Origin of the sequence: Rhizobium sp. CFBP 13726 (assembly GCF_014841925.1) — a bacterium.
GTDB lineage: Bacteria > Pseudomonadota > Alphaproteobacteria > Rhizobiales > Rhizobiaceae > Neorhizobium > Neorhizobium soli.
Genome location: NZ_JACYUU010000003.1, coordinates 261003 through 274120, shown reverse-complemented (window position 1 = coordinate 274120; position 13118 = coordinate 261003). Strand labels below are relative to the sequence as shown.

General features: G+C 60.3%; 14 protein-coding genes. 7 read left to right on the top strand and 7 right to left on the bottom strand.

Features of this window, described 5'->3' with window-relative positions; all coding sequences use genetic code 11:
- The first annotated feature begins 42 nt into the window (after nt 1-42).
- Nucleotides 43-279: a hypothetical protein gene (locus IFT66_RS15360; protein ID WP_062454030.1), complete on the top strand. Its 237-nt coding sequence runs from the start codon at nt 43-45 to the stop codon at nt 277-279.
- A 72-nt stretch (nt 280-351) separates the two neighbouring features.
- On the opposite strand, the gene grpE is transcribed toward IFT66_RS15360, so the two are convergent.
- Both grpE and hrcA read right to left on the bottom strand, forming a co-directional pair.
- Nucleotides 352-990, bottom strand: coding sequence for a nucleotide exchange factor GrpE (grpE, locus tag IFT66_RS15355; protein ID WP_192078140.1), 639 nt, complete (start codon nt 988-990; stop codon nt 352-354).
- Nucleotides 991-1079: 89 nt separating this feature from the next.
- The gene (gene hrcA / locus IFT66_RS15350) at nt 1080-2159 is read right to left on the bottom strand and encodes a heat-inducible transcriptional repressor HrcA (RefSeq protein WP_062454032.1); all 1080 of its coding nucleotides are present in this window, start codon (nt 2157-2159) and stop codon (nt 1080-1082) included.
- A gap of 133 nt (nt 2160-2292) precedes the next feature.
- On the opposite strand from hrcA, the gene rph reads away from it, so the two are divergent.
- From rph to hemW, 4 genes are all read left to right on the top strand, one after another.
- Nucleotides 2293-3012 carry a ribonuclease PH gene (rph, locus tag IFT66_RS15345; protein ID WP_092663772.1) on the top strand — a complete coding sequence of 240 codons (720 nt, stop codon included), beginning with the start codon at nt 2293-2295 and terminating at the stop codon, nt 3010-3012.
- Nucleotides 3013-3135: 123 nt separating this feature from the next.
- Nucleotides 3136-3540 (top strand): VOC family protein, encoded by a 405-nt coding sequence (locus IFT66_RS15340; RefSeq protein ID WP_062578823.1) that lies wholly within the window; start codon nt 3136-3138, stop codon nt 3538-3540.
- A gap of 8 nt (nt 3541-3548) precedes the next feature.
- On the top strand, nt 3549-4193 hold the full coding sequence (gene rdgB / locus IFT66_RS15335) for an RdgB/HAM1 family non-canonical purine NTP pyrophosphatase (protein WP_174195507.1): 645 nt from the start codon (nt 3549-3551) through the stop codon (nt 4191-4193).
- Nucleotides 4194-4229: 36 nt separating this feature from the next.
- On the top strand, nt 4230-5393 hold the full coding sequence (gene hemW / locus IFT66_RS15330; RefSeq protein WP_192078284.1) for a radical SAM family heme chaperone HemW: 1164 nt from the start codon (nt 4230-4232) through the stop codon (nt 5391-5393).
- Here hemW and IFT66_RS15325 read toward each other — a convergent pair whose 3' ends face one another.
- The 5 genes from IFT66_RS15325 to mutM all read right to left on the bottom strand — a co-directional run bounded on the left by IFT66_RS15325 (nt 5394) and on the right by mutM (nt 10577).
- Nucleotides 5394-5987, bottom strand: coding sequence for a class I SAM-dependent methyltransferase (locus IFT66_RS15325; protein WP_192078139.1), 594 nt, complete (start codon nt 5985-5987; stop codon nt 5394-5396).
- Nucleotides 5988-5992: 5 nt separating this feature from the next.
- Complete coding sequence (locus IFT66_RS15320; RefSeq protein WP_184654175.1) at nt 5993-6610, bottom strand: LysE family translocator; 618 nt, start codon at nt 6608-6610, stop codon at nt 5993-5995.
- A gap of 125 nt (nt 6611-6735) precedes the next feature.
- Entirely contained in the window at nt 6736-8304 is a 1569-nt protein-coding gene (dnaA, locus tag IFT66_RS15315; RefSeq protein ID WP_062454037.1) for a chromosomal replication initiator protein DnaA, read from the bottom strand.
- Between the two features lie 847 nt (nt 8305-9151).
- Complete coding sequence (gene rpsT / locus IFT66_RS15310; protein ID WP_062454038.1) at nt 9152-9418, bottom strand: 30S ribosomal protein S20; 267 nt, start codon at nt 9416-9418, stop codon at nt 9152-9154.
- Nucleotides 9419-9698: 280 nt separating this feature from the next.
- On the bottom strand, nt 9699-10577 hold the full coding sequence (gene mutM / locus IFT66_RS15305) for a bifunctional DNA-formamidopyrimidine glycosylase/DNA-(apurinic or apyrimidinic site) lyase (protein ID WP_092663778.1): 879 nt from the start codon (nt 10575-10577) through the stop codon (nt 9699-9701).
- Between the two features lie 127 nt (nt 10578-10704).
- Here mutM and ubiE point away from each other — a divergent pair, with 127 nt between their 5' ends.
- Both ubiE and ubiB read left to right on the top strand, forming a co-directional pair.
- The gene (ubiE, locus tag IFT66_RS15300) at nt 10705-11481 is read left to right on the top strand and encodes a bifunctional demethylmenaquinone methyltransferase/2-methoxy-6-polyprenyl-1,4-benzoquinol methylase UbiE (RefSeq protein ID WP_062454932.1); all 777 of its coding nucleotides are present in this window, start codon (nt 10705-10707) and stop codon (nt 11479-11481) included.
- 4 nt (nt 11482-11485) lie between these two features.
- Entirely contained in the window at nt 11486-13048 is a 1563-nt protein-coding gene (gene ubiB / locus IFT66_RS15295) for a 2-polyprenylphenol 6-hydroxylase (protein ID WP_062454040.1), read from the top strand.
- Nucleotides 13049-13118: the final 70 nt, after the last annotated feature.

Here is a 13118-nt window from a genome sequence, read left to right as displayed (position 1 = left end):
TGTCAAATACGCCACATGTCTTTCCCGTTGAAGGAGATAGACATGAATGACGACATACGTGCCAGGATCGCTGCGAATGACAGACTGCTCAAGGCGGTCATCATCCTGCTGGCGATCAAGGATCCCCATCTTCTCGATGAGCTCGATGCAATCTTCAAAATTGCCGATGGTCAGGAGGGACTGATCGGCGATGCGGACAAGAAGACCCGAGCCCATCTCAATTCGGAACTGGCCCTGATCCGTTCCCTGGCGCATGTTTCGCTGGATACGACGCACTGATCCTTACCCGCGGTCGCCAAACGCAAATGGGCGCCCGAGGCGCCCATTTTTCTTGGAAAGGCTCTGAGGAGCTCAGTCCGTCTTGTCTTCAGCCGCCGCTGCTTCAACCTTCGGGCCGCCCTTGGCGACGCCGACCATGGCCGGGCGCAAGACGCGTTCGCCAATAATGAAGCCGGCCTGGACGACCTGCATGACAGTGTTGTTGGGTACATCCGCATTCGGGATCTCGAACATGGCCTGATGGAAGTTCGGATCGAACTTCTCGCCTTCGGCATCGATCTTCTTGACGCCGTGCCGCTCGAGTGTCGACAGCATGCCACGCTCGGTCATTTCGACGCCTTCAAGCAGGCTCGTCAGCGTCGCATCGGCTCCGGCACGCTTGTCTGCCGGAACAGTGTCGAGCGCGCGGCGCAGATTGTCCGAGACGGCCAGCATGTCGCGGGCAAAGCCCGAGACGGCGTAGGACTTGGCATCCTTTACTTCACGCTCGGTGCGGCGGCGAAGGTTGTCCATCTCTGCAGCAAGCCGCATGAAACGGTCGCGCAAATCGGAATTTTCAGCCTTGAGCACATCGATCGGATCGGGCTCCTGCGCGAAGAAGGCTTCCCCTGCGCTCTGATCGGCGGCGTCTTCGAGAGCGGATGCCACGGCTTCCGCCGTGTTTTCGACAGCAGCTGCGTCAGGTCCGTTCTTCTTGGTTTCGTCGGTCATGACGGTCTCCGGTGCGTATTGGAATCTGGAAGGGTGGTTGCGCCCGATATCGAGGTTCGGGGCGAAAAAATCAAGGGCTTGGGAACATCCTAGCGGGATAGCCTTGCAAGCAGCTGGGCCGTGTAATCCACCATGGGCACGATGCGCGAGTAATTCAGCCGGGTTGGGCCGATGACGCCAACCGCGCCGACGATGCGTTCCTCGCCGTCACGATAGGGCGCAACGATGAGCGAGGAGCCGGACAGGGAGAACAATTTGTTTTCCGAACCGATGAAGATCCGCACGCCCGGCCCCTTTTCGGCAAGATCGAGGATCTCGATCAGGCTGTCCTTCTTTTCGAGATCATCAAACAGCAGACGCAGCCGATCGAGATCGCTGACGTCAGCCAGACCTTCCAAGAGGTTTGCCCGGCCGCGGACGATAAGCTGGCCCGGCTTTCCGTCCTCCTGATCACCAGACCAGAAAGCCAGACCTCGCTCCACCAGATCATGCGACAGCGTGTGAAGCTCGCTTGCGACCTGTTCCTTCAGCATTTTCATCTGGCCGCGAAATTCCGGCAGCGTCTGGCCGGCGAGATGCGCGTTGAGGAAATTTGCGGCCTCGCCAAGCTGCGACGAGGTTACGCCGGCCGGCAGATCGATGATGCGGTTCTCCACCTGGTTATGATCGCCAACGAGGACGGCGAGCGCCTTGGTGGGCTCCAGGCGGATGAACTCGACATGTTTGAGGACGGGATCGTTCTTGGCGGTGATGACGATGCCGGCGCCGCGCGAGACGCCAGACAGCATCAGGCTTGCATCGGCCATCAGGTTTTCGAGCGTCTGATCGCGATCCGGCGGACGGATCTGCCGGTCGATGCTGGCGCGGTCTTCTTCCGAGAGATTGCCGACCTGCATGAAGGCATCGACAAAGAACCGCAGCCCTGTCTGGGTCGGCATGCGGCCTGCACTGATATGCGGCGAGTAGATGAGGCCGAGCTCTTCCAGATCGCTCATGACGTTGCGCACCGAGGCCGGTGACAGCGACATCGGCAGAAGTCGCGACAGATTGCGCGAACCGACCGGCTCGCCGGATTCCAGATAGCTTTCCACGATGCGGCGAAAGATTTCCCGCGAACGATCATCAAGCACGGAGCCGTTGTCGCGACCCGTCAGTCCCGGAAATACCATTGGCCCCTTTACCATGCTGCTGATCTCATCTCCCAGATATAGTCGCTCACTTGCGCATCCGCAAAAGGGAAATTCTTTGCAAATGACGGCTCCGAGCTTTAGAAGGCGGAAACAATAATTTAGGGAGTGACGGATGCGGCCTTCAGGCAGACAGACAAATCAGATGCGCAAGATCTCGTTCGAGCGCAATTTCTCCAAGCATGCCGAGGGCTCCTGTCTCGTCAAGTTCGGCGATACCCATGTTCTGTGCACCGCAAGCCTTGAAGAAAAGACGCCGCCGTGGCTGCGCAATTCCGGCAAGGGCTGGGTCACCGCCGAATACGGAATGCTGCCGCGCGCCACCGGCGACCGGATGAAGCGCGAGGCTGCGACCGGCAAGCAGGGTGGCCGTACCCAGGAAATCCAGCGCCTGATCGGCCGTTCGCTGCGCGCCGTGGTCGACCTTTCCGCGCTTGGTGAAAAGCAGATCACCATCGACTGCGACGTGATCCAGGCCGATGGCGGCACCCGCACGGCGGCCATCACCGGTGGCTGGCTGGCGCTGTACGATTGCCTGAAATGGATGGACACCCGCTCGATGATCAAGCTCGACAAGGTTCTGAAAGACCATGTCGCGGCGATCTCGTGCGGCATCTTTGCAAGCCAGCCGGTCATCGATCTCGACTATCTCGAAGATTCGGCCGCCGAGACAGACGCGAATTTCGTCATGACGGGTAGCGGCGGCATCGTCGAGATTCAGGGCACGGCCGAGGGTGCTCCCTTCAGCCAGGAGGAATTCCTCAACCTGCTATCGCTGGCACAGGACGGCACCCGGGAACTGGTAGCTCTGCAGAAGCAGGCGATCGGCGGCTGATTTCAACGCTGGCTGATCCAAGAGTTGCGAGGGGCAGTCTTCCTTTCCGGAGAGACTACCTCTCGATCGAACCTCCTCCCCCGCCTTCATGGCGGGGCAGCATCAGACAAGGGAGCCACTGTTTTGATCGACAGCATTCTCGAAACAGCGCTCTATGTCGATGATCTCGATGCGGCGGAAGCCTTTTACGGTGAACTGCTCGGGCTTGAACGGGTGTTGCGGGCCGGCGATCGCCACGTGTTTTACCGATGCGGACCCGGCATCCTGTTGATCTTCAATCGCGCCGAGACGCTGAAGCCGCCGCCTGATGATGCGCTGCCGGTTCCGCCGCACGGCACGGCAGGCCCGGGGCATGTGTGCTTTCGTATGGAAGGCCCGGCGATTGACAGAATGGCAGAAAAGCTCAACAAGGCGGGCATCGTGATTGAAAGCGATTTTCGCTGGCCAACCGGCGCTCGATCCCTCTATTTCCGCGACCCGGCCGGCAACAGTCTGGAATGCGCAGAGCCGAGGCTCTGGAATCTATAGGAACCTTCATGCGCAAGCTTGAGACGAAAACGATCGTCGTTGCCAGCCACAATGCCGGCAAGATCCGCGAGATTGCCGAATTGATCGGTCCGTTCGGCTTCTCGGCAAAGTCCGCAGCCGAACTGAAGTTCGAGGAACCGGACGAGACCGGCACGACATTTGAGGAAAACGCCGCAATCAAGGCGCTTGCCTCTGCCAAGGCGTCCGGCCTGCCCGCCCTTTCCGACGATAGCGGCATCGTCATCGATGCGCTGGACGGTGCTCCCGGTGTCTATACCGCCAACTGGGCCGAGCGCGAGGATGGCAGCCGTGATTTCGCGATGGCGATGCAGAAGGTGGAAGACGCGCTGCAGGAAAAGGGTGCGACCAAGCCCGACAAGCGCAGCTGCCGTTTTGTGAGCGTTCTCTGCCTTGCCTGGCCGGATGGCCACACCGAACTCTTCCGCGGCGATGTCGAAGGCGTTGTCGCCTGGCCGCCGCGTGGTGATGCCGGTTTCGGTTACGACCCGATCTTCCAGCCGGAAGGGCACGAGACCACGTTTGGTGAAATGACCAGCGAGGAAAAGCACGGCTGGAAGCCCGGCGATGAACATGCGCTTTCGCACCGGGCGCGCGCGTTCAAGCTGTTCGTTGAAACCTGCCTGGAGGCCTGATCCCCATTGAACGCCGTCGCTCCCCTTTTTCCCGGCATGCTGCTACCCGACACGGGTGAGCCGGGCTTCGGCGTTTACGTGCACTGGCCGTTTTGCGCGGCCAAATGCCCCTATTGCGATTTCAACAGCCATGTCCGCCACCAACCCGTGGATCAGCTCCGCTACACCGCCGCGTTTCTGAAAGAGATGGAAACGATGCGGAAGATGAGCGGGCCGAAGACGGTCACGAGCATCTTTCTGGGCGGCGGCACGCCTTCGCTGATGGATCCTTCAACCGTCGGGGCGATCCTCAACGGGATCGCGCAGCACTGGCATGTGCCTGACGGGATCGAGATCACGATGGAAGCCAACCCTTCCAGCGTCGAGGCGGAACGCTTTCGCGGCTACCGGGCTGCCGGCATCAACCGGGTCTCGATGGGCGTGCAGGCGCTCAACGATACGGATCTCAAATTCCTCGGCCGCCTGCATGACGTGGCAGACGCGCTGAAGGCGATCAAGCTGGCACGCGAGATCTTTCCGCGCATGTCGTTCGACCTGATCTACGCCCGTCCCAAGCAGACGGTGGAGGCCTGGGAAGCGGAGCTGAAGCAGGCCATTTCCTATGCCGTCGATCACCTTTCCCTCTATCAGCTGACGATCGAGGAAGGCACGCCGTTCTACGGCCTGCACAAGGCCGGCAAGCTGATCGTTCCAGATGATGAGCAGTCGGCGCTGCTCTACGAGGCGACGCAGGAGATCACGGCCGCGCATGGCATGCCGGCCTACGAGGTTTCCAACCACGCCAAGCCGGGTGCTGAAAGCCGGCACAACCTGACCTACTGGCGCTATGGCGACTATGCCGGCATCGGCCCTGGTGCGCATGGTCGCCTGACGCGGGGACGCGACAAGATCGCCACCGCCACCGAGCGACGTCCGGAATCCTGGCTCGAACAGGTCGAGCTCAGCGGTCACGGCATGGTCGACCAGGAGTTGCTGGGCTTCGACGAACAGGCGGACGAACTGCTTCTGATGGGACTGCGCCTGACCGAAGGTGTCGATCTGGCGCGCTGGCAGGAGCTTTCCGGCCGCGATCCGGATCCGGTGCGGGAGGAGAGGCTTCTCGAGCACGGCTTTATCGAGCGGCTGGGAAATTCCAGGCTGCGCTGCACGCCCTCGGGCATGCTGATCCTCGATGCTGTGGTTGCCGACCTCGCCTGCTGACTAGGCCTTCACCGCCGTCACATGCAGCCATTCGGTCGGCCGGTCATCGTAGCCGCTGCCTTCATTCTCGGTGATATCGAGCGAAGACCATTCGACGGACACGTAGAGCTGTTCAAGCCACGGCCGCGAAGGATTGTTGTAATAGCGTCCGATCGTATCCGTCATCTCTTCGCCGCCGGTCTTGTAGCTTGCGTAGAAAAGGCCGGCGGGGCGCAGCGCCCGGTGGATACGGGCAAGGACATCGGCAAGATCGTTTCTCGGCGTATGCAGAAGGCAGGCATTGGCCCAGATGCCATCGTAGGCATTCGCTGCTTCAATATCTCCGAAGCGCAGGACCTCGACTTCGCGCCCCAGGCGGCGTGACGCTTCCCGCGCCATTTCCAGAACGCCGTCGGTCGGTGTGACGTCAAACCCGCGTTCGATCATGAAACCGCTGTCGCGGCCATTTCCGCAGCCAAGTTCGAGAACCCGGGCACCGGCCGAGAGACGGTTGAGAAACGCTTCCAGCCTGATCTCGTTCGCCTTCTCCCGATAACCGGCATAGGTTTCGGCATTGTCGGCGTAGAAGCGGAGGGTCTGATCGTGTTCCGCCATGGCTCTTACTTCTGTGACAGGAGAAGCTTGGTGCCGAAGCCGACGAAGACGGTGGCAACGCCGAGGTCGATCTTCTGCTTGGCCTTGAGATAGGCGCTCGCTACCCGCGGATGGGTGATCAGGCCGACCAGAAACGTATAGTAACAGGCCGAAACCGCGACCATGACAGCGATTGCCGCTAGCCCGTAGAGAAACGGCGTGCCCGCCGGCATGGTAGCGGCAAACAGCGAGGCAACGAAGAGAGCCGATTTCGGGTTGGCGAGGTTGGTCGCAAGCCCCAGTCGGTAAGCCTTCCTCAAGGGTATCTCGCGTTCTGTGGGGGCAAATTCGGGTGTTGTCCGGGCCTTCCGGACATCCATGAAGACGCGCAGGCCGAGCCATACGAGATAAAGACCGCCGACGATCTTCAGCGCGACATAGGCGAAAGGGGCTGCCTGAAACAGGGCATTGATCCCGAGCCAGCCCGCAAAGCCCCACAGGCATGTTCCGGTAATCGTTCCCATGGCTGCCGTAATGGCAACCCTGCGCGGTGCTGTGAGGCAATAGCGGATCACCAGCAGCGTATTTGGCCCGGGGGTAATGCAGGCGACAGCCCAGATGGTCGCCACGGATAAAAGAAACACGACACGCTCCTCGCACACCAGAAAAATTGGTGTGCGCCAGAAGCCAAATCCCGTCAACGCCCGGACAAACAAAAACCGGCTCTCATCCGATGGATAAGAGCCGGCTTGGGTCGGTTAGTCGATGATCACAGATTGTTTTCGTTGATCAGGCGCTTCAGAAGCTCGACCTCGTGGCTGAGCTTGCTGTCGCCCGAGATCAGGTCCTCGATCTTGCGAACCGCATGCAGCACGGTCGTATGGTCGCGGCCACCAAACCGACGGCCGATTTCCGGGAAGGAGCGCGGCGTCATGGTTTTCGAGAGGTACATAGCGACCTGGCGCGGCTTGACGATGACGCGGGTGCGGCGGTTGGAGACCAGTTCCTGCCGCGAGACGTTGTAATGGCGTGCCACGACGCGCTGGATATCCTCGATCCGGACGCGCCTTGCTTCCCCGGCGCCGACCAGATGGGCGAGAAGCTCGTCGACACGCTCGATCGAGAGGTTCGGCTCAAACGAGCGACGGAACAGCAGCTGGTTGAACGCGCCTTCCAGTTCGCGACCGGTGCTGACGACGCTGCGTGCGACGTGATCGAGAATTTCGTGCGGGATATCGAGCGATGGATCATCCTGCTGGGCAGCCGCGAGACGACCTTTGAGCATTTCCATGCGCATATCGTAATCCGGCGTCTCGACCTCGATGGCCACGCCGCCCTGCAGACGCGAGCGAACCCGCGGATCGAGCGATTCCAGCTCCCAGGGCGCGCGGTCGGCAGCAACCACGACCTGCTTGGCGCTGTCGAGCAGCATGTTGAGCAGATGGCAGAATTCGTTCTGGATCATCTTGCCCTGCAGGAACTGCATGTCGTCGATGATCAACAGATCGATATGGCGCAGGCTGTCCTTGAGCGTCAGGGCATCATTGTCGCGGATCGCGGTTGCGAAACGCCACATGAAGTATTCGGCGGTGAGATAGACCACGCGCGGCATGCGGGGGCTGCCGACGGCGGCGTTGGCGATGGCCTGCAGAAGGTGGGTCTTGCCGAGACCGACACCGGAATGAATAAACAGCGGGTTGAAACGCACGGCACCGGCACCGGCTTCCGCAATCGTCTTGGCAGCGGCAAGCGCCACGCGGTTCGAGGCGCCTTCAACGAACGTGTCGAACGTATAACGGCTGTCGAGTGGCGAACCGAACAACGGGCCGGGCTGCGAGGACTGGCGAACCGGGGTGGACGCGGCAGTCGGGAACGTGGCGATCTTGCCGATCTCACGCGGTGCAGACGGGCGTTGCGACGCGACAGGTGCCGGAGCATCCGAGCCAATGACGCCGTCCTGGACATCCGATACCGGCTTTGCAGCGCGGGTTGCCGTGCGGACCAGGATCTCCACCTTGAGGATCTCGGCATCTTCCGCCTGGAAGATCGACGTGATCAGATCAAGATAACGGTTGTTGATCCAAGACTTCAGAAACGTCGTGGGCACCGTGAGCCTGACGACACTCTTCGAGACGGTGTGAAGCTTAAGTCTTGCAAACCAGCTTGCGTAAACATCCTGGCCGACCTGTGCTTTAAGACGCACACTGAACCGCTCGAAAAGAGCATCATGCTTCATAACTGGTGTTTCCCCTGCCGCCTGTGCGCAAACGGAATCAAACGCCTGTCGTGCATTGCCCCCGTTGCCGGTTGCACGAGCCGATACGTTATTCATTTGCATTATTCGCCGCCTTTTCCATAGGAGCCCGGCGGTTCTGTTTCCCGCCAGGACATATTCTTTTTAACTACGTCCGACAGCCCGTCTCCGCGAGGAAACGATGACTGCCCTTCCCCATCGATTAAAGTTCCAGGCCAACCGCCCGGACCATCAAAGATCGATCCGGATCACCTCGTCTGATCCAGACCTGCGGGAGCCAACCCGCAACTCAGCGCACGCTCCATCCTCGTTATGAAGAGCCGCTGACTTCCCACTGCCTTCTTCCGACTCCCCAGTCGGCCCCGTCACGCATAAGTTCAGCTGTTGCCGGAAAAGCCAATTTCCGGCTTGCAACCATCGGTTAAATAAGGAAACGAGAAAAACATCTCGCCGCAAGCTGCTTAAAGTCCCCGGGCCGCTCGGTGTCGAGCGGTTGTCGGCAGGCTCTAGGAGTGATCTCCATGCCTCTCGCTAAAAGCCATTTAGGCAGGATCAAATGGCAAGATCAATGATGAATTTTACGCAAAATCCGAGCGCGACCGTTGACTCTCTGGGCGCGATTTGAATGGCCGGAGGGTTGCGGAGAAGAATCCCAGTTGAATCAATGGGATTCAAAATCCATCTATTTCTGATGGTACGATTCAGAGAAAAAATAAAAAAAACCTTGACTCAAAAAGCAGGCGGCGGGTTGGCGGAATTGCCGCCAGACTTGGGCAGACCTCTCATAAGCCTTTGTATTTCATCGGGAAAATCTGTCACGCACCTGACACGTAACCGTTACTGAGCCGGTTAACGAAGTACAAAGGACCGAGAATCACAAAAAGCCCGGTCGACCGACCAGGCTTTTGATGCATGCACGCTAAAGGTGATATTAGGCGGAGAGTGCCTTGACGCGAGCTGCCAGGCGCGAGACCTTGCGGGACGCCGTGTTGCTGTGAAGGACGCCCTTCGTTGCAGCGCGTGCGATTTCCGGCTGAGCTGCCTTCAGAGCAGCAGCAGCGACGGATACGTCACCCGTTGCGATCGCTTCTTCAACCTTGCGGATAAAGCCACGAACGCGCGAGCGGCGGGACTTGTTGACTGCGGTACGGCTAGCGATCTTGCGGGTCGCTTTTTTCGCCGAAGTTGTATTGGCCATATCATGCCTCTCTACGAATTCGAACCAAAACTCCGCCGTTGCCGCGTAGGTCCTGCGACCATCAATCCAGCAATTCGGGAGCAATAGAGGAAGCCGTCGATCAGGCTTTCCCAACTGTGGGCGGGCATATAACCGGTATAGCGCGCCTCGTCAACGCGGATTCGCATGAAGGGTGCCGCTGAATTTGCCGTTTGGCGAAGTCCCGCGTCCTTTTCGCGACCATAACCCCTCCCACTCTCCTTACAGGGATGCGTGTTCAAACATCGCCTGCAACGGCTGATCACTTCTGGCAGCGCGGGCAGTAGAAGGTGGAGCGGCCGGCTTGGGTGATACGAGAAACGGTGCCGCCGCAGCCCGGCGTGCGGCAGGGCTTATCCTCCTGGTCATAGACAGAGAAGGAATGCTGGAAATAGCCAAGCGAGCCGTCCGTCTGGATATGGTCGCGCAGAGACGAGCCGCCGGCTGCAATCGCATCGGCAATGACAGCGCGGATCGCTTCCGTCAGCAGCACCAGCTCCTTCTTCGGCCGGCCCGTGGGCGTGACGATGCTGCCCGCTGCCCTCTTCGGCGACAGGTGTGCGCGCCACAGCGCTTCGCAGACATAGATATTGCCGAGACCGGCGATCACGGTCTGATCGAGCAGCGTGCTCTTCAATGGCTGCGCCTTGCCGGAAAACCGCTTGCCGAGATACTCCGCATCGAGCGCGTTGCCGGTCGGCTCCGGCCCGAGTTGTGCGAAGGCAGGGTAGAGATCGAGCTCGCTGCGCTTTGCCAGATGCAAGAAGCCGAAACGGCGCGGATCATTATAGATGACCTTCAATGTCTCGTTGCCACGCTCCAGATGAAAGACGACGTGGTCATGCTTCTCGTCCTTGGAGCGCGGATGATGAAATGTGCCAAGCGCCTCTTCCTCGACCCTGAACGAGCCGGACATGCCGAGATGGGCAATGATGGTGAGATCGTCTTCGAGGTCGATCAGCAGGTATTTGGCGCGTCTTCCCAGAGCGATGATCTGCCGGCCTTCGACTGCGGCGACAAGATTTTCCGGGAACGGAAAGCGCAGATCGGTGCGGTTCAGCTGCAGCCTTGCAAGCTTTGCTCCCTCCATGGCCGGAGAAAGGCCGCGACGAACGGTTTCGACCTCTGGCAATTCGGGCATGGTCTACCTAACTTCCTGTTTCAACGATGCCGCCGGTGCTCTATAGACCGGGCGGTAATCCACCACATAGCGTCCGGAAACCGGTTTCGCTATGGTCCGCCTGGATAGAGACACCGAGGAGCTGCCCATGACCGAAGCCCGCACCCGCGCCGAAGGCGGAATGGAAACCTCCTATGGCTTCCGCCAGGTGGCCGATGGGGAAAAGCAGGGCCTCGTCAACGACGTATTCCACAAGGTCGCCAAGCGCTATGACGTGATGAACGACGTCATGTCGGCGGGCATGCACCGGGTGTGGAAGGACGCGATGATTACCGCGCTCAATCCGCGCAAGGATGCGAGCTACCGGACGCTGGATGTGGCGGGCGGCACCGGCGACGTCGCATTCCGCATCGTCGAGGCCTCGGGCCTCAAGGCCCATACGACGGTGCTCGATATCAATGGCTCGATGCTGGCCGTGGGCGCCGAGCGGGCGCAGAAGAAAAAGCTGTCCGGCAATCTCGATTTCATCGAGGCGAATGCAGAATCCCTGCCCTTCGAGGACAATTCCTTCGACGCCTATACGGTCGCCTTCGGGATCCGCAACGTTCCGCGCATCGACGTGGCGCTGTCTGAAGCCTTTCGCGTGCTGAAGCGTGGCGGACGGTTGCTGGTTCTGGAATTTTCGGAAGTCGAACTTCCGCTGCTCGACAAGTTTTACGACGAGTGGTCGTTCCGGGCGATCCCGCGCTTCGGCAAGATGATCACCGGTGATTCCGAGCCCTACCAGTATCTGGTGGAATCGATCCGCAAATTCCCCAACCAGGAAAATTTCGCAGCGATGATCCGCACCGCCGGTTTTTCGCGCGTGAGCTACACCAATTATACCGGCGGGATCGCGGCGCTGCATTCCGGCTGGAAGCTCTGAAGCGATGAGCACGATCGGCGCTTATTTCCGGCTCGCCCGTGTCGGCTGGGTTCTTGTCCGCGAAGGCGTGGTTTCGGCCCTGCCGACACAGGACCTGCCGCCGGCCGTCGGTATTCTCAAGTCCATGCTCGAGCCGCTCACCCGTTTCAGGGCGAAGAAGCAGCCCCGCAGCGAAAGGCTGACCCGCGCCGTGGGAAGGCTTGGTCCTTCCTATGTGAAGATCGGCCAATTTCTCGCCACCCGCCCGGATGTCGTCGGCGTCGACTGGGCCGTCGATCTTGCCATGCTGCAGGACCGGATGGCCTTCTTCCCCACGGATGCTGCCAAAACCGCCGTCGAGACCTCGCTTGGCCGCCCGATCAGTGATCTCTACACATCGTTCGAAGAGCCGATTGCGGCCGCCTCGATCGCGCAGGTGCACCCGGCCGAAGTGAACGGCAAAAAGATGGCCGTGAAAGTGGTGCGCCCCGGCGTGCGCCAGCGTTTCGCAAATGACATCGAAGGCATGTATGTGGTTGCCCGCATGCAGGAACGCCTGATGCCCTCCAGCCGCCGGCTTCGCCCGATTGAGGTGACGCGGACGCTGGAACAGACGACCAAGATGGAAATGGACCTGCGCCTGGAGGCTGCAGCCCTTTCCGAGATTGCCGAAAACACGGCGGACGACCCAGGTTTCCGCGTGCCTGAAGTGGACTGGGAACGGACCGGCCGCGACGTCATCACCATGGAGTGGATCGACGGCGCCAAGATGAACGACGTCCCGGCGCTGAGGGCTGCCGGCCACGATCTGGAAAAGCTCGCAGAAGTGCTGATCCAGTCCTTCCTGCGTCACACGCTTCGCGACGGCTTCTTCCATGCCGACATGCATCCCGGCAACCTCTTCGTCGAGCGGGACGGTACGATCGTCGCCGTCGACATGGGGATCACCGGACGGCTGGGCAAAAAGGAACGACGCTTCCTCGCCGAAATCCTCTACGGCTTTATTACCCGCGACTATATGCGTGTCGCCGAGGTGCATTTCGAAGCGGGCTATGTGCCTGCCCATCACGACGTTGCAGCCTTCGCGCAGGCGATCCGGGCGATCGGCGAGCCGATCCACGGTCAGCCCGCCGAAACCATCTCCATGGCCCGGCTGCTGGCGCTGCTGTTCGAAGTGACCGACCTGTTCGAGATGCAGACCCAGCCGCAGTTGATCCTCTTGCAGAAGACCATGGTCGTCGTCGAAGGCGTTTCGCGTATCCTCGACCCGCGTTTCAACATGTGGAAGGCCGCAGAGCCGGTCGTCGGCCAGTGGATCCGCGACAATCTTGGCCCCAAGCGCATCGCATCCGACCTTAAGGACGGGATGAAGGCAGGGCTGAAGCTCGCCGAAGCCTTGCCGGAGATTGCCGCCAAGACGGAAACCCTGCACCGGGAACTCGTTCACATGAGCGAACACGGCCTGCGTTTCGATCCCGAAACGGCAGACGCGATCGGCAAGGCGGAAGCCCGGCACAGCCGCTCCGGCCGCTGGGCACTGTGGATCATCGCGATCTCGCTCGTCGTCATCGCCTTCGCCGTCGTCTGAAAAGGCGCGTTGCGACATCAGATGTCCAGGTTCTGGGATATACCTTGGACGACAGGATGAATTAGTGTGC